This window comes from Streptomyces sp. DSM 120436, assembly GCF_055778765.1.
Map to the genome: position 1 here is coordinate 764146 of NZ_JBSKBS010000001.1, position 24771 is coordinate 788916.

Genomic DNA, 24771 nt, shown 5'->3' on the forward strand with positions numbered 1-24771 from the left:
CGCGAGCGCGGCGCCTACCGCACCCGCCGTGCCCCCGCCGAAGGCACCGCCTCGAAGACGCGGGGCGTCTTGTGGTTCGCCGCGGCGAAGGCTTCCTCCACCGCCTTCGTGAGGGCCGGGACGTCCGCCTCCTCCGCCAGGACGATCGCCGAGCCGCCGAAGCCGCCGCCCGTCATGCGGGCGCCCAGGGCGCCTGCGGTGACCGCCGTGTCGACGGCCAGGTCGAGTTCGGGGCAGGAGACGCGGAAGTCGTCGCGCAGGGAGGCGTGGCCCTCGGTCAGGAGGGGGCCGATGGCGCGGGTGTCGCCGGACTCCAGGAGGGAGACGACCCGCTCGACGCGGTGGTCCTCGGTCACCACGTGGCGGACCAGGCGGCGGACCTCCTCCTCGTCGCCGAGCCGTTCCAGCGCCGCGTCCAGGTCGTCGAAGGGCACGTCCCGCAGGGCGTCGACGCCGAGGAGGGCGGCGCCCTTCTCGCAGCCCTCGCGGCGCTTGCCGTACTCGCCCTCGCTGTGGCTGTGCTTGACCCGGGTGTCGACGACGAGCAGGCGCATGCCCTCGGCGGCCAGGTCGAAGGGGATCTGGCGCTGGGACAGGTCGCGGGTGTCGAGGAACAGGGCGTGGCCCGCCTCGCAGCAGGCGGACGCCGTCTGGTCCATGATGCCGACCGGCGCGCCGACGTAGACGTTCTCCGCGCGCTGGGACAGGCGGGCGAGCTGCCGGCCGGGCAGACCGAGGCCGTACAGGTCGTTCAGGGCGAGGGCGACCACGACCTCGACGGCGGCCGAGGAGGACAGGCCCGCGCCCGCCGGGACGGTGGACGCCAGGTGGACGTCCGCGCCGGTGACCGCGTGCCCGGCCTCGCGCAGCGCCCACACCACGCCCGCCGGGTAGGCGGTCCAGCGCTTGTCGGACCCGGGGGCGAGGTCGTCCGCCCGGAGTTCCGCGACCGGGCCGCCGATGTCGGCGGAGTGCAGGCGCAGCACGCCGTCGTCGCGCCGGGACACCGCCGCGACCGCGGTGTGCGGCAGGGCGAACGGCATGACGAAGCCGTCGTTGTAGTCGGTGTGCTCGCCGATGAGGTTGACCCGGCCGGGCGCCGCCCACACCCCGTCGGGCGCGCTCCCGTACAGCTCCTCGAACCGTTCGGCGACGGCTTCCGCGGCGGCCGCGCTGGACTCGCTCATGCCCTGGACCCCTGACCCTTCGTTTCCTTCCGGTCCTTCCGGTCGCCGTGCCGCTGCGCGAACTGCCACGCGTCCGCCACGATCCCCTCGAGGTCCGCGCGGGACGGGTTCCAGCCGAGCTTCTCGCGGGCCGTGGCGGCGGACGCCACCAGGACCGCGGGGTCGCCGCCCCGGCGGGGCGCGACGACCTCGGGGACCGGGTGCCCGGTGACCTTGCGGACGGTCTCGATGACCTCGCGGACGGAGAAGCCGTTGCCGTTGCCGAGGTTGCACACCAGGTGCTCACCGGGCGTGGCCGCCTTCAGCGCGAGCAGGTGGGCCTCGGCCAGGTCGGCGACGTGGATGTAGTCGCGGACGCAGGTGCCGTCGGGTGTCGGGTAGTCGTCGCCGTAGACGGAGATCGCCTCGCGCCGGCCCTGGGCCACCTGGAGGACGAGCGGGATGAGGTGCGACTCGGGGTCGTGGCGCTCGCCGTGGGCGCCGTGGGCGCCGGCGACGTTGAAGTAGCGCAGGGAGACCGCGCCGAGTCCGTGGGCCCGCGCCTCGCCGGTGATCATGTGGTCGACGGCGAGCTTGGAGGCCCCGTAGGGGCTGGTGGGGCGGGTGGGGGCGGTCTCCGGGATCGGGACCTGCTCGGGCTCGCCGTACGTGGCGGCCGTGGAGGAGAACACCAGGCGGCGCACGTCGGCCTCGCGCATCGCGCCGAGCAGCGCCATGGTGCCGCCGACGTTGTTGTCCCAGTACTTCTCGGGCTTCTGCACGGACTCGCCGACCTGGGAGAAGGCGGCGAAGTGCAGCACGCCGTCGTAGGAGGGGTCCAGCCACTTGGCCGCGTCGCGGATGTCGCCCTCGATGAAGGCGGCGTCCGCGGGGACGCCCTCGCGGAACCCGGTGGAGAGGTTGTCGAGCACGACGACCTCGTGACCGGCCTCGACCAGATGCTGGGCGACGACGCTGCCGACGTAACCGGCGCCCCCGGTGACCAGGTACTTCCCGCTCATGAACTCGCTACCTCCCGCAGTCGCTCGGCCGCGCGCTCCGGCGGCACGTCGTTGATGAACACGTTCATGCCGGACTCGGAGCCGGCGAGGAACTTCAGCTTGCCGGACGTACGGCGGATGGTGAAAAGCTCCAGGTGCAGGGCGAAGTCGTCGCGCGTGACGCCGACGGACTCCGCCGGCGGGCCGAACGGCGCCTGGTGCCAGGCGGCGATGTACGGCGTGGGCGGCTCGTTCTCCCCGAAGATCCGGTCGAAGCGCCTCAGCAGTTCCAGGTACATCCGGGGGAACTCCGCGCGCGCCGCCTCGTCGAGTCCCAGCAGGTCGGGCACCCTGCGCTTGGGGTACAGGTGGACCTCGTACGGCCAGTGCGCCGCGTACGGCACGAACGCCACCCAGTGTTCACCCTCAAGGACGACACGCTCGCCGGCGCGTTCCCGCTCGACCACGGCGTCGAACAGGTTCTCTCCGCCGGTCGCCTCCTTGTGTGCCGCCACTTGGCGCAGCATCAGGGCGGTGCGGGGGGTGGTGAAGGGGTAGGCGTAGATCTGCCCGTGCGGGTGCTGGAGGGTGACCCCGATCTCGGCCCCCCGGTTCTCGAAGCAGAACACCTGTTCAACGGAGGGCAGATGCGACAGCTCGGCCGTGCGGTCCGTCCAGGCGTCCAGCACCAGTCGCGCCTGCCGTTCGCTCAGACCGGCGAAGGAGGCGTGGTGGTCGGAGGTGAAGCACACGACCTCGCAGCGGCCGGAGTCACCGGCGAGCGAGGGGAAGCGGTTCTCGAAGACCACCACGTCGTACGAGGCGTCGGGGATCTCGCTCAGCCGGTCGCCCTCCGACGGGCACAGGGGGCACTCGTCGGCCGGCGGGTGGTACGTACGGCCCTGCCGGTGCGAGGCGATGGCGACGCAGTCGCCCAGCAGCTCGTCACGGCGGATCTCGGACGTGGTCACGGTGGCGTCCAGCGGACGGCGGTCGACCGCGTCGCGCACCGTGTCGTCGGCCAGGTCGTAGTAGATGAGCTCCCGTCCGTCGGCCAGCCGGGTCGAGGTCTTCTTCATGTGGCACTCCTCCGCACCCGCCAGTCACCCAACACAATCGAACATAACACATCACAACCCACCAGCAAGCGGTCTCATCACGAACGAACAAAGAACGTGCAGGAACGTGTTCGGTTATTGAACACGGAGGCGTAACTTCCGCATCGGATCAGTTCGCGAACGAAGCGAGTGCGTATGCATACCCCCACATACCTGGCCGCGGAGCTTCGGCTCCCCACCAACTGGCTGGACTACACGATCCTCGGGATCTACTTCGTCGTCGTGCTGGGCATCGGCTTCGCCGCCCGCCGCTCGGTCAAGACCAGCCTGGACTTCTTCCTCTCCGGCCGCTCCCTGCCCGCCTGGATCACCGGGCTCGCGTTCATCGCCGCCAACCTGGGCGCCACCGAGATCCTCGGCATGGCCGCGAACAGCGCGCAGTACGGCGTCTACACCACGCACTGGTACTGGATCGGCGCCATCCCCGCCATGGTCTTCCTGGGCCTGGTGATGATGCCCTTCTACTACGGCAGCAAGGTCCGCTCGGTCCCCGAGTTCCTGCTGCTGCGCTTCGACAAGGCGGCCCACCTGCTCAGCGCGGCCCTCTTCGCGGCCGCCGCCATCCTGATCGCCGGGGTGAACCTCTACGCGCTCGCCATCGTCGTCGAGGCCCTGCTGGGCTGGCCCCAGTGGGTGTCCATCGTCGTCGCCGGCTTCTTCGTCCTCGCCTACATCACCCTCGGCGGCCTCTCCTCGGCCATCTACAACGAGGTCCTGCAGTTCTTCGTCATCCTCGCCGCGCTCATCCCGATCACCGTGCTCGGCCTGAAGAGCGTCGGCGGCTGGGACGGCCTGTCCGACTCCCTCACCGCCTCACGCGGCGACAACTTCATGACCTCCTGGGGCGGCACCGGCATCGGCAGCGACAACCCGCTCGGCGCCAACTGGCTGACCATCGTCCTCGGCCTCGGCTTCGTGCTCTCCTTCGGCTACTGGACGACCAACTTCGCCGAGGTGCAGCGCGCGCTGTCCGCGAAGAACCTCTCGGCGGCCCAGCGCACCCCGCTGATCGCCGCGTTCCCGAAGATCTTCATCGTCTTCCTGGTGATGATCCCCGGCCTGGTCGCCGCCGTGCTGGTCCCCCGGATCGGCACCGCCGACTCGGACCTGCAGTACAACGACGCGATCCCCTACCTGATGCAGCAGCTCCTGCCCAACGGCGTGCTCGGCATCGCCGTGACCGGTCTGCTGGCCGCGTTCATGGCGGGCATGGCGGCGAACGTCTCCTCCTTCAACACCGTCTTCACCTCCGACATCTGGGCGAAGTACGTGGTGAAGGGCCGCGAGGACGCGTACTACGTCCGCTTCGGCCGCCTGATCACCGCGATCGGCGTCCTGGCCTCGATCGGCACGGCGTTCCTGGCCAGCTCCTTCTCCAACATCATGGCCTACCTCCAGACGCTGTTCTCCTTCTTCAACGTGCCGATGTTCGTCGTCTTCATCATCGGCATGTTCTGGAAGCGCGCGTCCATGAAGTCCGGCTTCTGGGGCCTGCTCGCCGGCACCACCGCCGCGATGGTCAACTACTTCGTCATCTACGAACAGGGCGTCATCGACATCCCCACCGACCAGGGCGCCAACTTCGTCTCCGCGATCGCGGGCTTCGTGGCGGGCGCGGTGGTCATGGTCGCGGTGTCGCTGTTCACGGCGCCCAAGCCGCAGGCCGAGCTGCAGGGCCTGGTGTACGGCACCCGCTCGCCCGGCATGGCCGAGCCGCCCGCGGAGGGCGACGACGCGTGGTACCGCAAGCCGGCGCTGCTGGGCTGGGGCGCGGTGATCCTGGCCGCCGCCTGCTACATCCCGTTCTCGTTCTGACCGCGGGAGGATGGAGAGAACATGTCCGATCACTACTCCGAGGCCGATCTCCAGAAGGAGATCACCGAGCTGGAGACCAAGTCCGCGACGGCCGCCCGGTTGTTCGACATCCGGCGGATCATCGGTGGGTTGTTCGTGCTGTACGGGGTGATCGTGATGATCGCCGGGTTCACCGCGTCGGACGCCGACATCGACAAGGCGGAGGGGGTCAACATCAACCTCTGAACGGGGCTGGGGATGCTGATCCTCGGCCTCCTGTTCCTCCTGTGGCTCTGGCTCCGCCCCACGGCACCGCCGCCCCCGGACACGGTCCCGGACGACCAGGACACGTCCGCCCCCTGACCCGCCCTTCTTCTCCACACGGGGTGTGCGCCCTCGACCTACGGGGGCGCACGCCCCGCGGGCACCCGCACCACCTGGTGCGGGTGCCCGCCAACGAACGTGTGCTGCACACCTTGGAGCCCCGAACCACCCGGCGTGGGTGCGGGCGCCGGGGGGTGTTCGCGCAACCCGGCGTTCACGGGGCGCCTCCCCCAGAGGGGGTGCCCCCAGCGCCCGCCCCCCGTGGGCGCTACGCCCGCCCCCCGCCCCCACCGGACGGCAGCCCCGCCCCCACAAGCGTCAGCGCCCCCTCACGGCCCCGACGCCGCACGATCAAGAAGCCCCGTCCGAGCGGCCAGCGCCGCCGCCTCCAGCCTCGAGCCCACGCCCAGTTTCATCAGCACCCGCTGCACATGCGTCCGAGCCGTGGACGGCGCGATCCCCATCCCCGCCGCGATCAGCCGCGTGTCCTCCCCCTCCGCGACCCGCACCAGCACCTCCACCTCCCTCGGCGTCAGCATCCGCAACAACCGCGCCCCCTCGTCGTCCGGCTGAGCCACCGGATTCAGCAGCTCCCCGAACGCCCCCTGCAGCAGCGCCGGCGCCACCGCCGCCTCCCCCGCCCGCGCCTTCAGCATCGCCCGCTCGACGCCCTCGATCCGCTCGTCGTGCCGGACGTACCCCGACGCCCCCGCCGCGAACGCCGCCGCGATCCCCCGCGGCGACGGCACCGGCCCCAGCACCACGACCGCCACCTGCGGCCGCTCCCGCTTGATCTTCACGACCGGATCGAACGTCCCGGCCTCGGCCGGCGCCGCCGTCCCCAGCAGACAGACCTCCGGCGCCCTGCTGATCACCAGATCCGCGGCCCCCGCCGCGGGCGCCGCCGCGGCCAGCACTCTGTGCCCTCGCAGCTTCAGCGCCGAGGCCAGCGCCTCGGCGAGCAGTCGGTGGTCGTCGACCACCATCAGCCGCACTCCCATCGGACAACCATCCCCCCAGACAACGCGCCCCCGGATGCCGCACCCCCGGATGCCCCCGGAAGCTACACGCTTGTTCGACGTCGCGCTCCCCCTACCGGCGAGAATCGCCCGGGAACACCGAAATTCTCGTGTTCGATGGCGAAGAGCACGTGATGAGCGGTACGCGAACGGCCCCGCCCCTGAGCAGGGGCGGGGCCGGGGCCGGAACCGCGGTCGTGTCAGCCCGTACCGAACGCGATCACCGAGTACTCCTTGTCGCGGCTCGTGAAGTCGCTCGCGTACACGGAGGACATGTACAGCCCTCCCTGCCCGAAGAGGATCTCCGCGTAGTCCGGGGACATGCGCGACTCCACGTCCCGCACCGCCTCCGTCGACGGGTTCTCCATGAGGAGCGTCTGCTCGAAGGAGTCGCCGTCGATGCTGACGATCTGCCCGCCCTTGTCGTACGGCGGCCGCTTGTACGCGATCACGTCGGGGCCGTCCATGCGCAGCGGGTAGATCTCGTAGTCGTCGCCGGCGTCGGCGCGCTGTCCGGTCTGCTTGCCGGTGGACAGGTCGAAGGCCACGATCTCGTTGGTCCGGCTGTACGACTCGCCGCCGCTGTCGCGCTCCTCGGTCGCGATGTACAGCCGGTCGTTGCCGACCGTGACGCCCGAGCAGTTCTCCAGCTGGTAGATGCCGTCGCAGCGGGCGGCGAACTCGTCGCCCGGCGCGGCGATGCGGGCGCGCAGCTTGCCGGTCTTGTTGTCGACGGAGAAGAAGTCGGAGATGCCGCTGCCGTCACCGGCGCTGTCGCCGACGTCGGCGGCCACGACCAGCGGGTCGGTGGAGACGACGGCCGCGTACTCGATGCCCTTGTCCATCGCGTACTCGGTGAGGACGTCACCCGACGCGGGGTCGACGACCTGGATGTGCAGCTGGCGCTCGTCGTACGTGCCGCACCGGCGGACCGCGACGAGCTTGGCGCCGCCGCCGTACCCGGAGTCGTAGCAGGCGTCGGAGGTCTTCGGCGCCCACCGCTCCTGGCCGGTGGCGATGTCCCAGGCGGCGCCGCCGCCGGTGCTGCCGGCCGCGACGGTGCCGCCGCTGAGCGTCACGTTGTTGAAGCTGACCGGCATGGTGCCGGACTTGGCGGTCTTCGACCACACCTTCTTGCCGGCCTCGAGGTCGATCAGCGTGACCTGCGTGCAGGACTGGGGGTTCTGCTTGGTCGGCATGGCCGGCTTGTGGACGATCGCCGTCTTGTCGTCCTCGGTGAGGTGCGGGGTCGCCGTGCACACCGGGCCGGGCAGGTCCAGCGTCCACTTCTCGGCGCCGGTCCCGCGGTCGTAGCCGGTGATCTCCGACAGCCCGCTCTTGGCGTAGACGGTGTCGGTCAGCCAGGAGCCGGAGGTGGGGATGCTCGAGACGCCCTTGGGCACCTTGGGCGCGGGCACCTGGAACAGCACCTTGGACTTCGGGTCGGCCGGCGCCTTCTCCTCGGCCTCGCCGGAGGTGGCGCCCCCGCCGCCGGAGCCGCCGTCGTCCTTGCCGTCGCCCTCCTTCTCGCCCTTGCCGTCGCCGCCCTCGGCGGTGGTCTGCTTGTCGTCGTCCTTGCCGGACGAGGACGAGTACCAGACGCCGGCGCCGACGATCAGGGCGATCGCCACGACGGCCGACACGATGATGGCCACCTGGGCGTTGATCTTGCGCCCGCCGCTCTGCTGTCCGGCCTGCGCCTGCATCGGCACGGTCGGCTGCGCGTGGACGTACGGGGACTGTTGTCCGTACGGTCCCGGCTGCTGCGGCTGACCATAGGGGCCGGGCTGGCCGTAGGGTCCGGGCTGACCGTACGGGCCGGGCTGTCCGTACGGTCCCGGCTGCTGGGCCGGGTAGCCGTAACCGGCGGGCGGCGGCTGCTGCGGGTAGCCGTAACCGGGCCCCTGCGGGGGCGTCGGCGCCCCCGCGGGCGGCGGCGTCCCCGGCGCCTGCGGGTAGCCGTAGCCGGGCTGCGGCGCCTTGGTCAGATCGGGCCCGGCGGGCGGCTGCTGCGGCGGCTGCTGCGGCGGCTGCCCGGAAGGCGCCTGCGGAGCGGGCGGTGTGGCGGGCGCCGGGGGCGTCGGCTGCTGCGGCTCCGACGGTTCCTGCGGCGGCCCGAACCCCGGCTGCTGCGGGGGCTGGTTGGGCGGCGGGGGCGGCTGGGTCATGACGTGGGTACCTCGGGGAAGGGGACGGCGGGCGGCGGGGAAGTGACCTGGGCGGCGCTCACGGCCTCACTTGCCGTAGGCGAGCATCAACTTCTCCTTCGCGTCGTCATTGCCGTTCAGCCGGGTGGTCGACAGGTAGAAGCGGCCGTCGACCCAGTCGATCGCCTTGCTGAAGAAGCCGTTCTCGATGTCGGCGAGCGCCTGCGGGTTCTGCATCAGCACGGCCGGCTTGTGGCTCGCTCCGCTGACCGGCAGGGCGACGACGCGGCCGCCGGCGTCGTAGGACGGCTCGACGTACGCGATCAGCTTGCCGTTCTCCACCTTCATCGGGACCATCGGCTCCTCCACGGGGGAGGACTCGCGCCACAGCTCCTTGCCGTCGGCGAGGCTGACGGCGACCAGCTCGTTGGCCCCGGTGGTCGCGGCGGTCGGCAGGTAGAGGGTGTCGCCCTCGACGACGACGCCGTCGCAGCCCTGAAGGTCACGCGCGAGGAAGGCCCAGCCGCAGCCGGGGTCGAACTTCTCGTCGACGGAGACCTGCGAGCGCAGCTTGCCGGCGGCGGTGAAGGCGGCGATGTTCCACGACTTCTTGTCGCTGCCCTCCTCCTGCTTGGTGGCGTAGAGGACCAGCGGGTCGACGGAGAAGGCGCGCTCGACCCTCCAGCCCTTGGCGTACCGGTAGGTCCACTTGACCTTGCCGGTCGCGGGGTCGAGCTCACGGACCTCGTCGTGGGCGTTGGTGCCGCCGGCGCCGCAGGACGCGACCTGGATCAGTCGCTTCCCGCCCGCGAACGCGGCCGGGAAGCAGGGGGCGTCGCCGTACCGCTTGGAGTCGAACAGCTTCTTGCCGGAGCGCACGTCGTACGCCGTGCCGGACTGGGAGCGGCCCACCATCAGCGTGTTGCCGGTGAGGGACAGCTCGATGGACACCACGGTGTCGAACAGCTCGCCGTCGGGGACCTCCTGCGTCCAGCCCTTCTCGCCGGTGGCGAGGTCGACGAGCTGGAGCTGGTTGCACTTGGCGCGGTCGCCGCTGCTGCTCATGTGCGCGACGACGATCTTGTCGTCGGCCGTCTTCTGCGGGGTGACCGCGCAGATCTTGTGCGGGAAGGTGAGGGTGTCCCAGGCGGGCCTGCCGTCGGTGACGTTGTACCCGTAGAGGTCCTTGTAGGCCGCCTTGGCCGCGGTCTCGTCGGTGACCCACAGGCCGGGGGCCTCGGCGCCGGAACCGGGGGCGTCGGGCGCCTCCTTGTACCAGAGCACCTTGGACTCGCCCGCCTGGCGGCCCTCGTTGAGGTCCTGCGGGTCCTCGCCGCCGTCGCCGCTGCCGTCGCCCGGGTTGACCGGGGCGCCGCTGGGCTCGCCCGGCTCGGGATCGTCGGTCTTCTGGGCGACCGGCTCCTTCTTCCCGTCGTCGCCGGAGACGGCCCACACCGTGCCGCCGACGATCAGCGCGACCGCCACCGCGGCGGCGGCGACGAGCAGCGGCTTGCCCTTGAACGGGTTGCGGGAGCCGCCGCCGGGCGGGGTGCCGGGCGCGCCGGGGGACGGGGGCTGCTGCGGGTAGCCGTACCCGGGCTGCGGGCCGTACGGGCCCGGTTGCTGCGGCGGGCCGTACGGGCCGGGTTGCTGCGGCTGACCGTACGGCCCGGAGGCGTAGGGGCCGGGCTGCTGCGGAGGCTGCTGCGGGTGGCCGTACCCGGGCTGCGGGGCGCCGGACGGCGGGGGCTGCGGCGGTCCGAAACCACCGCCCGGCGGCGGATCCTGCGGCGGGCCGAAGCCGCCCTGAGGCGGCTGGTTGGGCGGCTGAGTCATCAGCGCGTTCCCCCTTGCTCACTGATTTTTAGCCACGCCCTGAGGTACGTGATGACCCAGAGTCGTCGTCGGTCGCTTACCAGACGGCTCTTTCTATCACCCGGTACCGACACGCCACCGGGCCGCGTCCTCCCCTGTTCCCAAGGGAGGACCGGCCTGTGATGTGTCCGTTACGTGCCTCCACGCCCTCTTCACGCGGCGCACGCTCCCCGCGCGCAGGCGCGTGACGCGGCTTTCGCGCCGGTCAGGCGTCCTCGGCGAGTTCCAGCCAACGCAGCTCCAGCTCGTCGCGCTGACCGGCCAGGTCCCGCAGCTCGGCGTCCAGTTCGGCCACCTTCGCGAAGTCCGTGGCGTGCTCGGCGATGGCGGCGTGGAGGGCGGTCTCCCTGGCCGAGACCTTGTCGAGCTGGCGCTCGATCCGCTGGAGTTCCTTCTTCGCGGCCCGCTGGTCGGCGGCGCTCTTCTCGGGCGCCGCGCTCCGGGCCGGAGCGGCGGCCGGGGCGGAGGCGGCGGCCTCCTCCATGCGCTTGCGGCGCTCCAGGTACTCGTCGACGCCGCGCGGCAGCATCCGCAGGGCGCCGTCGCCGAGCAGGGCGAAGACGCGGTCGGTGGTGCGCTCGACGAAGAACCGGTCGTGGGAGATGACGATCATGGAGCCGGGCCAGCCGTCGAGGAGGTCCTCGAGCTGGGTGAGGGTCTCGATGTCGAGGTCGTTGGTGGGCTCGTCGAGGAAGAGCACGTTGGGCTCGTCCATCAGCAGCCGCAGCAGCTGGAGGCGGCGGCGCTCACCGCCGGACAGGTCCCCGACCGGCGTCCACTGCTTCTCCTTGCCGAAGCCGAAGGTCTCGCAGAGCTGGCCGGCGGTCATCTCGCGGCCCTTGCCGAGGTCGACGCGCTCCCGCACCTGCTGCACGGCCTGCAGCACCCGCCACTCGGGGTCCAGTTCGGCGACCTCCTGCGACAGGTAGGCCAGCTTGACCGTCCTCCCGACGCGGATCCGCCCCTCGGCGGGCTGCGCCTCGCCCTCGCTGCGGGCGGCCTCGGCGAGCGCCCGCAGCAGGGACGTCTTGCCGGCGCCGTTGACGCCGACCAGGCCGATGCGGTCGCCGGGGCCGAGCTGCCAGGTCACGTGCTTCAGCAGCACCTTCGGCCCGGCCTGGACGGTCACGTCCTCCAGGTCGAACACCGTCTTGCCCAGCCGCGAGGAGGCGAACTTCATCAGCTCGCTGCTGTCGCGCGGCGGCGGCACGTCCCTGATCAGCTCGTTGGCGGCCTCGACGCGGAAACGCGGCTTGGAGGTGCGGGCGGGGGCGCCGCGCCGCAGCCAGGCCAGCTCCTTGCGGACCAGGTTCTGCCGCTTGGCCTCCTCGGTGGCGGCGATCCGCTCGCGCTCGGCACGGGCGAAGACGTAGTCGGAGTAACCGCCCTCGTACTCGTGGACGGTGCCGCGCTGCACGTCCCACATGCGGGTGCAGACCTGGTCGAGGAACCACCGGTCGTGGGTGACGCAGACGAGCGCGGAGCGGCGGTCGCGCAGGTGTCCGGCGAGCCAGGCGATGCCCTCGACGTCGAGGTGGTTGGTCGGCTCGTCCAGGACGATCAGGTCCTGCTCCTCGATGAGCAGCTTGGCGAGCGCGATCCGGCGCCGCTCGCCACCGGACAGCGGCCCGATGACGGTGTCGAGTCCCTTGGGGAAGCCGGGCAGGTCGAGCCCGCCGAACAGCCCGGTGAGCACGTCGCGGACCTTGGCGTTCCCGGCCCACTCGTGGTCGGCCATGTCGCCGATGACCTCGTGCCGGACGGTCGCCCCGGGGTCGAGCGAGTCGTGCTGCGTGAGCACGCCGAGCCGCAGCCCGCCGGAGTGCGTGACGCGCCCGCTGTCCGCCTCCTCGAGCCGGGCCAGCATGCGGATCAGCGTGGTCTTGCCGTCCCCGTTGCGCCCCACGACCCCGATCCGGTCGCCCTCGGAGACGCCGAGGGAGATCCCGTCCAGCAGCGCACGCGTGCCGTACACCTTGCTGACGTTCTCGACATTGACCAGATTGACGGCCATTTCTCTCCTGCCCGGTGGATCGATCAGCTTTCCAGCGTAGGCCCTGCCGGAGGGCGCCCGTGACGCGAGGAGACGGTCACCCTTTGTGATGACGTGATCGGAACCGGACGACTACCGTGGTGGCCAGGCAGCAGGATCCCGTCCAGGGGAGGACTCATGACCGCCGAGCCCGCAGAGCACCGCCGCTGGCCGGTGCCGCCCCCGGACGGCTACACCGTGGACGACCTGTTCACCCTGCCTGATCTCCCGCCGCACACCGAGCTGATCGACGGGAGTCTCGTCACCGTGAGTCCGCAGCGCAATTTCCACGCAGATGTGATCGACCTGCTGGTGGGTGGCCTGCGGCGGAGCGTGCCGAAGAAGTACCGGGTGAAGCGCGAGATGACCATCGTCCTGGACCGGCGCAACGGGCCGGAGCCCGATGTGAGCGTGGTCCACGCCGACGCGGTCCGCGGCCCGGACCAGACGAGCTATCAGGCGCAGGACGTCGTGCTGGCCGTCGAGGTCGTGTCCCCGGACTCGGAGTCCCGCGACCGCACGACCAAGCCGTACAAGTACGGCGCCGCCGGCATCCCCCACTTCTGGAGGGTCGAGCGGGACGGCAGCGGCCGGACGCCGCTCATCCACGTCTACGAACTGGACCCGCTCACTCGTGCGTACGTGCACATGGGCATGCACCGCTACCGGATCAAGGTGGACAAGCCGTACGGCATCGACATCGACCTGACGGCCATCGACGAGCTCTGACCCGCCTCTCACACCACCGTCGCCCCCGGCACCGGCCCGGTCGCCGTGCGCACCGCGCGGCAGGCGGCCGAGGACCCCAGCGCCTCGGCGATCGCCTCCGCCTCCTCCTCGTCGCGGGCGAGGAAGGCCGTCGTCGGGCCCGAGCCGGAGACCAGGGCGGCGAGGGCGCCTGCCGCGCGGCCTGCCGCGAGGGTGTCCGACAGTTCCGGGAACAGGGACAGGGCGGCCGGCTGGAGGTCGTTGGTGACGGTGGCGGCGAGGGCGTCCGGGTCGCCCTTGGCGAGGGCGTCGAGCAGCGGCTGGGACGCGACCGGCTCCGGGATGTCGCGCCCCTCGCCGAGCCGGTCGAACGCGCGGAAGACCGCCGGCGTGGACAGTCCCCGGGTGGCCATGGCGAACACCCAGTGGAAGGCGCCCCCGACCTCCAGCCCGGTCAGCCTCTCGCCCCGCCCGGTGCCGAGCGCCGCCCCGCCGACCAGGCTGAACGGCACGTCGCTGCCCAGCTCGGCGCAGATGTCGAGCAGTTCCTCACGGCTCGCGCCGGTGCCCCACAGCGCGTCGCAGGCGAGCAGGGCGCCCGCGCCGTCCGCGCTGCCGCCGGCCATGCCGCCCGCGACGGGGATGTCCTTGGCGATGTGCAGATGGACGTCCGGCGTCCGGCCGTACCGCTCGGCGAGGGCCAGGGCGGCGCGGGCGGCGAGGTTGGTGCGGTCGAGGGGGACCTGGGCGGCGTCGGGTCCGTCGCAGGTGATCCGCAGTCCGCCCGGCGACGGGGTGGCGGTCACCTCGTCGTACAGGCCGACCGCGAGGAAGACGTTGGCCAGCTCGTGGAAGCCGTCGGGGCGGGCCGCGCCGACCGCGAGCTGGACGTTGACCTTGGCGGGTACGCGGACGGTGACGCTCATGGGTGACCGGGCTCCTTGTCGGACGCGTGCCGCGGCGCGTGCTCCGGCGCGTGCCGCGGTCCGTGCTCGGCGATACGGGCGAACTCCTCGACGGTCAGCGACTCGCCCCGCGCCTGCGGCGAGACGCCCGCCGCGACCAGCGCGGCCTCGGCCGCGGCCGCCGAGCCCGCCCATCCGGCGAGGGCGGCGCGCAGCGTCTTGCGGCGCTGGGCGAAGGCCGCGTCGACGACGGCGAACACCTCGCGCCGGGTCGCGGTGGTCTTCAGCGGCTCCGCGCGCCGCACCAGCGACACCAGGCCGCTGTCGACGTTCGGCGCGGGCCAGAAGACGGTGCGGCCGATGGCCCCGGCCCGCTTCACCTCGGCGTACCAGTTGGCCTTGACCGAGGGGACGCCGTACACCTTCGAGCCGGGGGCGGCGGCGAGCCGGTCGGCGACCTCGGCCTGGACCATCACCAGGGTGCGCTCGATGCTCGGGAAGGTCTCGAGCATGTGCAGCAGCACCGGGACGGCGACGTTGTAGGGGAGGTTCGCGACCAGCGCGGTCGGGGCCGGGCCGGGCAGCTCGGTGACGTGCATGGCGTCGGAGTGGACCAGCGCGAACCGGTCGGCGCGCTCCGGCATGCGGGCGGCGACGGTGGCGGGCAGCGCGCCGGCCAGCACGTCGTCGATCTCCACCGCGGTGACCCGGTCGGCGGCCTCCAGCAGCGCCAGCGTGAGCGAGCCGAGCCCGGGGCCGACCTCGACGACCACGTCGTCGGGGCGGACCTCGGCGGTGCGCACGATACGGCGGACCGTGTTGGCGTCGATGACGAAGTTCTGGCCGCGCTGCTTGGTGGGCCGTACGCCGAGGGCGGCCGCCAGTTCACGGACGTCGGCGGGGCCCAGGAGGGCGTCGGGGGTGGGGCTGGTCACGGGACAAGGGTACGGGGCGGCCGGGCCCGCCCCGGTCACCGCGGGTGCCGTCGTCCGCGCGGCCGCTCCCCGCGGTGCGGCCACCTCCGGGACGGCGGCGGGGCGAGCGTGGGGCGGGGCGAGCGGCGGGGCGGGGCGGGGCGAGCGGCGGGGCGGGGCGAGCGCGGTACCCGCCTCGTGGATCCCGCCGCACACGGCGTGCGCCGGACACGTCTTCCGGCGCGTCTCGAACCGCGGGGCGGCGTTCGCGCCGGCACGCTCCGGGGCCGGCCGCCGGAAACCCCCGAAGGAGCTCCCGGAACCCGGCCGAGCGCCGGTCGCCCTCCCCGGCGGCACGACCACGGAGCGCGGCACACGGCCGGGCCCTCAGTAGCCGAAGGCGCGGGCGGTGTTGGCGCCGAGCGCGGTGGCCAGGGCGTCCTCGTCGATGCCGCGCACGGCGGCCATGGCGCGCACGGTGACCGGCACCAGGTAGGGGGCGTTGGGCCGCCCGCGGTAGGGGACCGGGGTGAGGAACGGCGCGTCGGTCTCCACCAGCACCAGCTCCAGCGGGGCGACGGCCAGCGCGTCCCGCAGGTTCTGCGCGTTCTTGAAGGTGACGTTGCCGGCGAACGACATGTAGTAACCGGCGCGGGCGCAGATCTCCGCCATCTCCGCGTCCCCGGAGTAGCAGTGGAAGACGGTGCGCTCGGGGGCGCCCTCCTCCTTCAGCACGCGCAGCACGTCGGCGTGGGCGTCGCGGTCGTGGATCACCAGCGTCTTGCCGTGCCGCTTGGCGATCTCGATGTGGGCGCGGAAGGACCGCTCCTGCGCCTGCCTGCCCTCCTCGCCGGTGCGGAAGTGATCGAGGCCGGTCTCGCCGACGCCCTTGACCTGCGGCAGCGCGGCCAGCCGGTCGATCTCGGCGAGCGCGTCGTCCAGCGCCGCGTCCCCGCCGGGCTCACGGGCGGCCTGCCGCGGTCCCCCTCCCCCCGGGTCGCCGAGCACGATGCGGGGCGCCTCGTTGGGGTGCAGCGCGACCGTCGCGTGCACGGCGTCGTACGCCGCCGCCGTCTCGGCCGCCCACCGGGACCCCTTGAGGTCACAGCCGACCTGCACCACGGTCGTCACCCCCACCGACGCGGCCCTGGCGAGGGCCTCCTCGACCGTGCCGGACTGCATGTCGAGGTGCGTGTGGGAGTCCGCGACCGGCACCCGCAGGGGCTCCGGGAGCGGCGGCGCGGCGTTCTTGTCTCGGTCGTCGGCAGGCATGCTCCCGATCCTACGGAAGCGGCGCGCGCACCCCTCCGGCGGAAGCCCCCGGCTCCTACGGCGACCCTGTCCTACGGTCCCTGCCGCAGCCCTCCCGCGTTCTCGGCCGCCCCCGCCCTACCGCAACTCCCCCGCGTTCTCGGCCGCCCCCGCCCTACCGCAGCTCCCCCGCGTTCTCGGCCGCCCCCGCCCTACCGCAACTCCCCCGCGTTCCCGGCCGCCCCCGCCCTACCGCAACTCCCCCGCGTTCTTGGCCGCCACCACCGCGTCGAACACCTGCCGCTTCGGCAGCCCGGCCTCCGCCGCGACCGCCGCGATGGCCTCCTTGCGCCGCTCGCCCGCCTCCTCGCGCACCCGCACCCGGCGCACCAGCTCGGCGTCGTCGGTCTCCCCGGGGCCCTTCTCGGGTGCGCCCTCGACGACCACGGTGATCTCTCCGCGCACGCCCTCGGCCGCCCACGCGGCCAGCTCGGCCAGCGGGCCGCGCCGGACCTCCTCGTACGTCTTCGTCAGCTCGCGGCAGACGGCGGCGCGGCGCTCGGCGCCGAACACCTCGGCCATCGCGGCGAGGGTGTCGTCGAGGCGGTGCGGGGCCTCGAAGTAGACGAGGGTGCGGCGCTCGTCCGCGACCTCCCGCAGCCGGCCCAGCCGCTCGCCCGCCTTGCGGGGCAGGAACCCCTCGAAGCAGAACCGGTCGACGGGCAGCCCGGACAGGGCGAGCGCGGTGAGCACGGCGGACGGCCCCGGCACCGCGGTGACCCGGACGCCCCGTTCGACGGCCGCGGCGACCAGCCGGTAGCCGGGGTCGGACACGGACGGCATGCCGGCGTCGGTGACGAGCAGCACCCGCGCGCCGCCCGCCAGTTCCTCGACCAGTTCGGGCGTGCGGGCGGTCTCGTTGCCCTCGAAGTACGACACCACCCGTCCCTTGGGGGTGACCCCGAGCGCCTGGGTCAGCCGGCGCAGCCGCCGCGTGTCCTCGGCGGCGACGACGTCGGCTCCGGCGAGTTCCTCGGCGAGCCGGGGCGGCGCGTCGGAGATGTCGCCGATGGGGGTGCCTGCGAGTACGAGGGTTCCGGTCACGTGGTCATCCTCCCAGGAACGGACGGAGGCGGGGCATACCGGCCATGCGCGGGACTCACACCGCGCTGTTCCCTACGATGGCGCGGTGACCAGTACCGCGTCCTCCACGGACACCCTCCAGGAGCAGTCGTCGCTCGGGCAGCGGCAGACGTGGCAGCACCGGCTGCGGCGTTTCGGCCACCGGACGTCCACCGCCGGAGGGGATGTCCGCGACCGCCTGGTCCCGCCGTACACCGAACCGTCGGGCCGGCTGTGGAAGACGCTCGGCGTGCCCCCGGTCCTGGCCGACCGGCTCGTCCGCTGGTCGGCGTGGGGAGGCCCGCTGCTGGTGACGCTGGTGGCGGGGGTGCTGCGGTTCTGGAACCTGGGCAGCCCCAGAACGGTGATGTTCGACGAGACGTACTACGCGAAGGACGCGTGGGCGCTCGTCCACCGCGGGTTCGAGGTCAACTGGGACAAGGAGGTCAACCGGCTCATCCTGGACTCGGGCGGCGACGTCCCGATCCCCACGGACGCGGCGTACGTGGTCCATCCGCCGGTCGGCAAGTACGTCATCGGGCTGGGCGAGCTGCTGTTCGGCTTCGACCCGTTCGGCTGGCGGTTCATGACGGCGCTGCTCGGCACGCTGTCGGTGCTGATGCTGTGCCGGATCGGGCGGCGACTGTTCCGCTCCACGTTCCTCGGCTGCCTCGCGGGCGCGCTGATGGCGGTGGACGGGCTGCACTTCGTGATGAGCCGCACCGCGCTGCTCGACGGCGTGCTGATGTTCTTCGTGCTGGCCGCCTTCGGCTGCCTGCTGCTCGACCGGGACAGGGCCCGCGCCGAACTGGCCGCCGCGCTGCCGGTGGACGCGGACGGGCGCGCCCGCCCGGACGTGGACGTCGCCGAGAACACCCGGATCGGGTTCCGCCCCTGGCGGCTGGCGGCGGGCCTGATGCTGGGCCTCGCGGCCGGCACCAAGTGGAACGGCCTGTACATCATGGCCGCGTTCTGCGTGATGTCCGTGCTGTGGGACGTCGGCGCGCGCCGGGTCGCGGGCGCGGTCCGGCCCCGGCGGGCGGTGCTGAGGCGGGATCTGGGCTGGGCGTTCCTGTCGACGGTGCCGGTGGCGGTGGTCACCTACTTCGCGTCCTGGATCGGCTGGATCCTCTCCGCCACCGACGGCAGCGGCGGCTACTACCGCGACTGGGCCACCCGCGACGGCCGGCAGAGCGACTGGTCGTGGCTGTTCCCCGACTGGTGGCGCAGCCTGTGGCACTACGAGACCCAGGTGTACGACTTCCACGTCGGTCTCTCCTCGCCGCACACGTACGAGTCCAACCCGTGGAGCTGGATCGTCCTCGGCCGGCCGGTGTCGTACTTCTACGAGTCGCCCGCGCCGGGCGTGGACGGCTGCCCGGCGGACGCGGGCGAGAAGTGCGCGCAGGAGGTCCTGGCCCTCGGCACGCCGATGCTGTGGTGGGTGGGCTGCCTCGCCCTGGTGTACGTGCTGTGGCGCTGGTTCTTCCGCCGCGACTGGCGCGCGGGCGCGATCGCCTGCGGCATCGCCGCCGGCTACGCCCCCTGGTTCCTCTACCAGGAACGGACGATCTTCTACTTCTACGCGATCGTCTTCCTGCCGTTCCTGTGCCTGGCGGTGGCGATGTTCCTGGGCGCGGTCGTCGGTCCGCCCCGCTCCACCGACACCCGCCGCGTGGCGGGCGCGACGGCGGCGGGCGTGGTGACCCTCCTGATCGTCTGGAACTTCATCTACTTCTGGCCGATCTACACCGGCACCCCGATCCCGATCGAGGACTGGCGGTCGCGGATGTGGCTGGACACGTGGGTCTAGCGAGGCGGACGTAACAGGCACCAAGACGGCGCCGCAGTGTCGTCGTGGTCGCCACTGTTCGTCGGCGGCCGTCGTTGGTCCCGTCCGGACGGCCCCGAACCGGCCCAGTCCCTTGAGTCACAGGGAAACGAAGCGACTACATGAGGCATGTTCCGTGGCTAGGATCGCAATGCCGATCAAGCGGGAGGGGGATCGAGCATCTTGAGCTGCTTGCCCAGCCTTGACCCTGTGACAGGGCTGTTGCCGCCGGGCCGTTACGCGGCGTCCATGGACGAGTTGTACAGCGCGCTCGTTGCATCCACAGGGTCTGCGATCCGGCGTGAGATCTGGGAAGAATGGTCTACGCACCGCATCATGGTGGAGACGCAGGCAGGGGAGATCAGTCGCATGTGGGTCGGAGGGAGCTTTGTGAGCAGCAAGCCCGACCCCAGCGATGTGGACGTGACCTACTTGGTCAGCGCCCACTACTACGACACACTCGATCGCGACACACTGGCTGATCTCAATGATCTTACCGATGCCGGCTGGTGCGCGGAGACGGGCTTGCGCGTCGATGCCTTGATCCTGCGCCTTCCCAAGAGGCTGCCGGTATCCCAGATGGCGCCCAGCCTCCTCGACCGCGAAACGAGCGAGTCCTTTCGCGACCTCGGCCTCTGCGATGAGGTGTGCCAAGCCGTCAAGCCCACATCGGTCCACTCAGTGCCGAGTGAACTCCGCCGAGGCTACGTAGAGGTGCTGCTATGACATCACGCGCACCCATGCCTGACCCGTCGGACAAGGACGCCCTCCGGCAGTGGATGAGGCAAATCCGGAATAGCCGCGCTCATGGCGCCCCTGAGGCGCCCGCGACGCGAGCGGAATTCGCTACGGTTCAGCGCAGAAGGCTCCTGAAAGCCGTTGGAGCCCCGCTTGATGAGTCTGAGCGACGGCGACTCGATGTGGCCCTCACCGGGGCACCGACAACTCAGCACACGGTCCCCGTTTCAACACTCGGGGCTTTTCTGACACATCTTCAGGACTCCGTCTCCGCTGTTGCGCAAGCTGTCTATGGACGCCCGACCAGCTTCGCTTCTATTCCACGAGACATTCGTGACGCCACCACCCTGAGCGCCGCCGCCACCTATCCATCCTCGTTTGGCGTGGCAATGTACGGGCCGTCGATCGAGGCAGACCAGTACGACCTGTTCGGCGAGCTCCATGGGCGTCTGGACACGGTTCTAGATGAAGCCATTGACAAAGTGCTGGACATCGTCGACCTTTCGGAAGGCACTACCTCCTCCAACGATCTCCTGACGGAACAGCTCGCTCCGCTCGGCCAGAGAGCCATGAAGCACATCGGCGCTCTGACCACTGACCTTACGGACGCCGACATAGGCGTACGAGTAACCTGGCGCACCCACGGAGGAGTCGTCAGGCGTAGCAACTGGACGCCCTCAGGAGCGCTGCGGGTTCGCCAGCTCTGCGAGGAAAGCGAATTCACGGACGCCGAGCGCATCACCGTGACGGGATGGCTCGGCACAGCCAGCTCTTTCCGCGGGAAGGTCGAAATCCGAACCGACAGTGGCGAGATCATCCGTGCCAGCACCGACGAAGAGATCACTGGGCAACTAGGCATGTATTTCAACAGGCGAGTCTCGACCGAGATGGAGGTAACGAAGGTCGTATTCGCCGGCGGACGGGAACGAAATATTTATTCGGTCCTGAACATTCGAAACACGGACAGCACCGAGTCCTGACTCAGCTGATCCCCGCCTGCGAGGTCGAACTTTTCGGAAGGGGTGATTCTCGGCGCGAGTCAGCGACTCGAGGCCGAGCATGCCGACGGCGGCCTGCACGGCCTCTTCCCTCGTGTTCCGACGCCAGTCCGCCGTTGGTTTCTCAGCCGTGGGAGGACCCTGCCGAGTGGGTCAAACAGTGGTGCGGGGCTCGGGGACGCCGCGCGGGACGGGACGTGGCCGCGGTCGCGGCCGCGGCCGCCGGTCCCGAAGGGACCTGAGGACCGCCCCGCACGGGTCTCTTTGGGACAACGATCCGGAACTAGGGCCCCGTCGGGCGCGGGCAGCGCATAGAGTTCGGCACGTGCCGGGGCTTTTGAACGCGTTCAGAAGACGCGGGGCCCGACCGGGGGAGGGATCGGCCGATGGGCAGGGGGGTCAAGGTCGCCGTCATAGGCGGCGTGTTCGCCGTGATGGTCGGCGGGGCCGGGTACGGGGCGTACAACATCGTCTCGGCCGTCGGCAGCGGGGGCGGCGGTTCCGCCGCGTCGGACACGCCGAGGTCGGGGCCGCCGGACCGGGACGAGGTGCGGGAGACGACCGAGGCGTTCTTCGGCGCCTGGGAGACGGGGCGGGCCGCCGAGGCCGCGTCGTACACGAACGACGCGCAGGACGCCGGCGCGCTGCTGACCGCGTACGGCGAGGAGGCGCGGATCGGCCGGGTCGACATCACGCCGGGCGCCCCGCGCGGCGCCACCGTGCCGTTCACGGTGAGGGCGACCGTCTCCTTCGACGGCGTCTCCAAACCCCTGCGCTACGCCAGCACCCTGACCGTCGTGCGCGGCGAGACCACCGGCCGCGCGCTGGTCGACTGGGCGCCGTCCGTCGTGCACCCGGACCTGGAGGACGGCGACACCCTCGTCACCGGCGAGTCCGCGCAGCCGCCCATCGAGGCGGTGGACCGTGACGGCGCCGTGCTCACGAAGGAGAAGTACCCCTCCCTCGGCCCGGTCCTGGACACGCTGCGGCAGAAGTACGGCGACCAGGCGGGCGGCAGCCCGGCCGTCGAGCTGTCGGTCCGGCACGCGACCGAGGAGGCGGACACCCCGCTGCTCACCCTCGCCGCGGGCGAGCCGGGCACGCTGCGCACCACGCTCAGCGCCGGGGTGCAGGCGGCCGCCGAGAAGGCGGTGCGGGCGTACCCCGAGTCGTCGGTGGTGGCGCTGAAGCCCAGCACCGGCGAGGTGCTGGCGGTGGCCAACCACCGCGGTGACGGCTTCAACGCGGCCTTCCAGGGCCAGGTCGCCCCCGGCTCCACCATGAAGATCGTCACCGCCGCGATGCTCATCGACAACGGCGTGGCCTCCATGAACGGACCCGCGCCCTGCACGGACACCGCGGTCTGGAAGAGCCAGACCTTCAAGAACCTCACCGGCATGGCGCCGAACGAGGGCGCCACCCTCGCCGACAGCTTCCTGCGCTCCTGCAACACGGCCTTCATCAAGCTGATCGACGAGGAGCCGCTCACCGACGCCTCGCTCACCCAGGAGGCGCAGGAGCGGTTCGGGCTCGGCCGGGACGACTGGAAGACCGGCATCGCCTCCTTCGACGGCAGCGTGCCGGCCTCCGGCGGCCCGGACCGGGCGGCGAACGCCATCGGCCAGGGCCAGGTGCAGATGAACCCGCTGACCGTGGCCTCCGTGACGGCCACCGCCGTCACCGGCGCCTTCCGCCAGCCGTACCTGGTCTCCCCCGAGCTGGACGGCCGGCAGCTCGCGCAGGCGAAGGGCCTGCCGGCGGACACGGCCGCCCAGCTCAAGGAGATGATGCGGCTCACCGCCACCCGGGGCACCGCGCAGCGGGCGATGTCCGGCCTGGGCGGTGACATCGGCGCGAAGACCGGTTCCGCGGAGGTCGACGGCAACGCCACGTCGGACAGCTGGTTCACCGGTTTCCGCGACGACGTCGCGGCGGCGGCCATGGCGCAGCAGGGCGGCCACGGCGGCGACGCGGCGGGGCCGATTGTCGCAGCCGTGCTACGAGCGGGCGGCTGAGCGCACGGCCCGTCCGGCGGGACTTTAGGGTGGGGGCCGTCGTCGGCGCAGCAGCGCCGACGGGGCCTTGACTCGATCGAGAGCCACGCGGGCCGCGGGGGGCCGGGGCGGGGCGACGGAGGAACGGACAGCAGTGGGGAACAGAGGGCGCGCCGGGGACCGGCGGAGTGTCAGGCCGGTCGTGATCGGCGTGGCGATGGCCGTGGTCATGGGCGGTGCCGGCTACGGCGCGTACGCACTCGTCGGCGGCGCCGGCCGGGACGGCGGGGACACCAGCACGCGGGCGGAGACCGTGAAGTCGGGGCCGTTGTCGGCCGACGAGGTCGCCGCCGCCGCCGAGCGGTTCCTGACCGCCTGGCAGTCCGGCCAGATCGCCGAGGCCGCCGCCGCGACCGACGACCCGGCGGCCGCCAGGGCGGCGCTCACCTCGTACGTCAAGGACGCCCGCGTCCGCGGCCTCGCCCTCACCCCGGGCGCCCCCGCCCAGGACACGGTCACCTTCTCCGTCAAGGGCACGGTGTCGTACGAGCGGTTGTCGAAGCCGCTGGCGTACGACAGCACGCTGCACGTGGTGCGCCGGGCCGGGGACGGGGAGCCGCGCGTCGACTGGCGGCCGTCCGTGCTGCACCCGGAGCTCAGGGAGGGCGACAGGCTGGTCACCGGTGAGGCGGGCACCCCGCCGGTGAAGGCGCTGGACCGCGACGGCGGCGAGCTGACCACGGCGGCGTACCCGTCCCTCGGGTCCGTGCTGGACGGGCTGCGCACGAAGTACGGCGAGAAGGCGGGCGGCCGGGCCGGCGTGGAGCTGCGCGTGGTGCGCGGCGAGGAGTCGAAGAAGGCGGAGCTGTCCGACACGACCCTGCTGGAGCTGAGCGAGGGCACGCCGGGCACGGTGAGGACCACGCTGAACCCGTCCCTGCAGGCGGTCGCCGAGGCCGAGGTGGCGAAGCGGAAGCGGGCGTCGGTGGTGGTGCTGCGGCCGTCGACCGGCGAGATACTCGCGGTGGCGAACTCCTCGCGCGGCTTCAACGTCGCCTTCCAGGGGTCGCTGGCGCCGGGCTCCACCATGAAGGTGGTCACCTCCTCGATGCTGATCGAGAAGGGCCTCGCGTCCATGGACAAGAAGCACCCGTGCCCCAAGTACTTCAGCTACGGCGGCTGGAAGTTCCAGAACCTCGACAAGTTCCAGATCAAGGACGGCACGTTCCGCGCGAGCTTCGCCCGCTCCTGCAACACCGCCTTCATCAGCCAGGCCCCGGAGCTGGAGGACGACGACCTCACCGAGCACGCCCGGGACTACTACGGCCTCGGCCGGAACGACTGGCAGGTCGGTGTGTCCACCTTCGACGGCTCGGTGCCCGTGCAGTCGAAGGCCCCGATGGCCGCGTCGCTGATAGGCCAGGGCGGGGTGCGGATGAACCCGCTGAACATGGCGTCGGTGTCGGCGACGGTGAAGGCGGGGGTGTTCCACCAGCCGTACCTGGTGTCGCCGGAGGTGGACGGGCGGCAGCTCGCGAAGGCGCCGCGCACGCTGTCCGCCGAAACGCTGGCGCAGGTACGGGAGCTGATGGCGTACACCGCGACCAGCGGCACCGCCGCGGAGGCGATGGCCGGGGTGGACGGTGAGCGGGGCGCCAAGACGGGGTCGGCCGAGGTGGACGGTCAGAAGAAGCCCAACGGCTGGTTCACCGCCTACCGCGGCGACCTGGCGGCGGCGGCCGTCGTCCAGTCCGCCGGCCACGGCGGCTCCACGGCGGGCCCGATCGTGGCGACCCTGCTGAAGGCGGGCGGCTGAGGGAGCCGGACGGTGTGG

General features: G+C 71.9%; 18 protein-coding genes and 1 pseudogene. 8 read left to right on the plus strand and 11 right to left on the minus strand.

Annotated features, from left to right (window positions below; translation table 11 throughout):
* Nucleotides 1–14: 14 nt before the first annotated feature.
* The 3 genes from galK to galT are packed head-to-tail and all read right to left on the minus strand — an operon-like array spanning nucleotide 15 to nucleotide 3246.
* On the minus strand, nucleotides 15–1187 hold the full coding sequence (galK, locus tag ACWH4W_RS03360; protein ID WP_473074357.1) for a galactokinase: 1173 nt from the start codon (nucleotides 1185–1187) through the stop codon (nucleotides 15–17).
* Nucleotides 1184–2188: a UDP-glucose 4-epimerase GalE gene (gene galE / locus ACWH4W_RS03365; RefSeq protein ID WP_473074358.1), complete on the minus strand. Its 1005-nt coding sequence runs from the start codon at nucleotides 2186–2188 to the stop codon at nucleotides 1184–1186. Before galE ends, galK begins: the two co-directional genes overlap by 4 nt.
* Nucleotides 2185–3246 carry a galactose-1-phosphate uridylyltransferase gene (gene galT / locus ACWH4W_RS03370; RefSeq protein ID WP_473074359.1) on the minus strand — a complete coding sequence of 354 codons (1062 nt, stop codon included), beginning with the start codon at nucleotides 3244–3246 and terminating at the stop codon, nucleotides 2185–2187. The genes galE and galT overlap by 4 nt, the downstream gene beginning before the upstream one ends.
* Nucleotides 3247–3420: 174 nt before the next feature.
* On the opposite strand from galT, the gene ACWH4W_RS03375 reads away from it, so the two are divergent.
* Nucleotides 3421–5100: a sodium:solute symporter family protein gene (locus ACWH4W_RS03375; RefSeq protein ID WP_473074360.1), complete on the plus strand. Its 1680-nt coding sequence runs from the start codon at nucleotides 3421–3423 to the stop codon at nucleotides 5098–5100.
* A 21-nt stretch (nucleotides 5101–5121) separates the two neighbouring features.
* Nucleotides 5122–5442 (plus strand): annotated as a pseudogene (locus ACWH4W_RS03380) (hypothetical protein).
* Between the two features lie 290 nt (nucleotides 5443–5732).
* Here ACWH4W_RS03380 and ACWH4W_RS03385 read toward each other — a convergent pair.
* From ACWH4W_RS03385 to ACWH4W_RS03400, 4 genes are all read right to left on the minus strand, one after another.
* Nucleotides 5733–6404, minus strand: coding sequence for a helix-turn-helix transcriptional regulator (locus ACWH4W_RS03385; protein ID WP_473074361.1), 672 nt, complete (start codon nucleotides 6402–6404; stop codon nucleotides 5733–5735).
* Between the two features lie 218 nt (nucleotides 6405–6622).
* Nucleotides 6623–8590, minus strand: coding sequence for an outer membrane protein assembly factor BamB family protein (locus tag ACWH4W_RS03390; RefSeq protein ID WP_473074362.1), 1968 nt, complete (start codon nucleotides 8588–8590; stop codon nucleotides 6623–6625).
* A 66-nt stretch (nucleotides 8591–8656) separates the two neighbouring features.
* A complete protein-coding gene (locus tag ACWH4W_RS03395) occupies nucleotides 8657–10405 on the minus strand; it encodes an outer membrane protein assembly factor BamB family protein (protein WP_473074363.1) in 1749 nt (582 codons plus the stop codon).
* A gap of 244 nt (nucleotides 10406–10649) precedes the next feature.
* Nucleotides 10650–12458, minus strand: a complete 1809-nt coding sequence (locus tag ACWH4W_RS03400) for an ABC-F family ATP-binding cassette domain-containing protein (RefSeq protein WP_473074364.1) — start codon at nucleotides 12456–12458, stop codon at nucleotides 10650–10652.
* 156 nt (nucleotides 12459–12614) lie between these two features.
* Between ACWH4W_RS03400 and ACWH4W_RS03405 the strand changes: the two genes are divergently transcribed.
* Nucleotides 12615–13205, plus strand: a complete 591-nt coding sequence (locus ACWH4W_RS03405) for a Uma2 family endonuclease (RefSeq protein ID WP_473074365.1) — start codon at nucleotides 12615–12617, stop codon at nucleotides 13203–13205.
* A gap of 8 nt (nucleotides 13206–13213) precedes the next feature.
* On the opposite strand, the gene ACWH4W_RS03410 is transcribed toward ACWH4W_RS03405, so the two are convergent.
* From ACWH4W_RS03410 to rsmI, 4 genes are all read right to left on the minus strand, one after another.
* Complete coding sequence (locus tag ACWH4W_RS03410) at nucleotides 13214–14110, minus strand: 4-(cytidine 5'-diphospho)-2-C-methyl-D-erythritol kinase (RefSeq protein ID WP_473074366.1); 897 nt, start codon at nucleotides 14108–14110, stop codon at nucleotides 13214–13216.
* Complete coding sequence (gene rsmA, locus ACWH4W_RS03415) at nucleotides 14107–15024, minus strand: 16S rRNA (adenine(1518)-N(6)/adenine(1519)-N(6))-dimethyltransferase RsmA (protein ID WP_473074367.1); 918 nt, start codon at nucleotides 15022–15024, stop codon at nucleotides 14107–14109. The genes ACWH4W_RS03410 and rsmA overlap by 4 nt, the downstream gene beginning before the upstream one ends.
* A 366-nt stretch (nucleotides 15025–15390) precedes the next feature.
* A complete protein-coding gene (locus ACWH4W_RS03420) occupies nucleotides 15391–16275 on the minus strand; it encodes a TatD family hydrolase (RefSeq protein ID WP_473074368.1) in 885 nt (294 codons plus the stop codon).
* Between the two features lie 228 nt (nucleotides 16276–16503).
* Nucleotides 16504–17358, minus strand: coding sequence for a 16S rRNA (cytidine(1402)-2'-O)-methyltransferase (gene rsmI / locus ACWH4W_RS03425; RefSeq protein WP_473074369.1), 855 nt, complete (start codon nucleotides 17356–17358; stop codon nucleotides 16504–16506).
* 85 nt (nucleotides 17359–17443) lie between these two features.
* Here rsmI and ACWH4W_RS03430 point away from each other — a divergent pair, with 85 nt between their 5' ends.
* From ACWH4W_RS03430 to ACWH4W_RS03450, 5 genes are all read left to right on the plus strand, one after another.
* Nucleotides 17444–19189: a dolichyl-phosphate-mannose--protein mannosyltransferase gene (locus ACWH4W_RS03430; protein ID WP_473074370.1), complete on the plus strand. Its 1746-nt coding sequence runs from the start codon at nucleotides 17444–17446 to the stop codon at nucleotides 19187–19189.
* 228 nt (nucleotides 19190–19417) lie between these two features.
* The gene (locus tag ACWH4W_RS03435) at nucleotides 19418–19933 is read left to right on the plus strand and encodes a DUF6932 family protein (RefSeq protein WP_473077401.1); all 516 of its coding nucleotides are present in this window, start codon (nucleotides 19418–19420) and stop codon (nucleotides 19931–19933) included.
* A gap of 194 nt (nucleotides 19934–20127) precedes the next feature.
* Nucleotides 20128–20925 (plus strand): hypothetical protein, encoded by a 798-nt coding sequence (locus ACWH4W_RS03440; RefSeq protein WP_473074371.1) that lies wholly within the window; start codon nucleotides 20128–20130, stop codon nucleotides 20923–20925.
* Between the two features lie 404 nt (nucleotides 20926–21329).
* Nucleotides 21330–22958, plus strand: coding sequence for a penicillin-binding transpeptidase domain-containing protein (locus tag ACWH4W_RS03445; protein WP_473074372.1), 1629 nt, complete (start codon nucleotides 21330–21332; stop codon nucleotides 22956–22958).
* A 133-nt stretch (nucleotides 22959–23091) separates the two neighbouring features.
* A complete protein-coding gene (locus ACWH4W_RS03450; RefSeq protein WP_473074373.1) occupies nucleotides 23092–24753 on the plus strand; it encodes a penicillin-binding transpeptidase domain-containing protein in 1662 nt (553 codons plus the stop codon).
* The last annotated feature ends 18 nt before the right edge of the window (nucleotides 24754–24771 follow it).

Bases quoted from the DNA above. Each gene is read 5' to 3' on its own strand.
- galK (WP_473074357.1), bottom strand. From the start codon at position 1,187: ATGAGCGAGTCCAGCGCGGCCGCCGCGGAAGCCGTCGCCGAACGGTTC.
- galE (WP_473074358.1), bottom strand. From the start codon at position 2,188: ATGAGCGGGAAGTACCTGGTCACCGGGGGCGCCGGTTACGTCGGCAGC.
- galT (WP_473074359.1), bottom strand. From the start codon at position 3,246: ATGAAGAAGACCTCGACCCGGCTGGCCGACGGACGGGAGCTCATCTAC.
- ACWH4W_RS03375 (WP_473074360.1), top strand. From the start codon at position 3,421: ATGCATACCCCCACATACCTGGCCGCGGAGCTTCGGCTCCCCACCAAC.
- ACWH4W_RS03385 (WP_473074361.1), bottom strand. From the start codon at position 6,404: ATGGGAGTGCGGCTGATGGTGGTCGACGACCACCGACTGCTCGCCGAG.
- ACWH4W_RS03390 (WP_473074362.1), bottom strand. From the start codon at position 8,590: ATGACCCAGCCGCCCCCGCCGCCCAACCAGCCCCCGCAGCAGCCGGGG.
- ACWH4W_RS03395 (WP_473074363.1), bottom strand. From the start codon at position 10,405: ATGACTCAGCCGCCCAACCAGCCGCCTCAGGGCGGCTTCGGCCCGCCG.
- ACWH4W_RS03400 (WP_473074364.1), bottom strand. From the start codon at position 12,458: ATGGCCGTCAATCTGGTCAATGTCGAGAACGTCAGCAAGGTGTACGGC.
- ACWH4W_RS03405 (WP_473074365.1), top strand. From the start codon at position 12,615: ATGACCGCCGAGCCCGCAGAGCACCGCCGCTGGCCGGTGCCGCCCCCG.
- ACWH4W_RS03410 (WP_473074366.1), bottom strand. From the start codon at position 14,110: ATGAGCGTCACCGTCCGCGTACCCGCCAAGGTCAACGTCCAGCTCGCG.
- ACWH4W_RS03420 (WP_473074368.1), bottom strand. From the start codon at position 16,275: ATGCCTGCCGACGACCGAGACAAGAACGCCGCGCCGCCGCTCCCGGAG.
- ACWH4W_RS03445 (WP_473074372.1), top strand. From the start codon at position 21,330: ATGGGCAGGGGGGTCAAGGTCGCCGTCATAGGCGGCGTGTTCGCCGTG.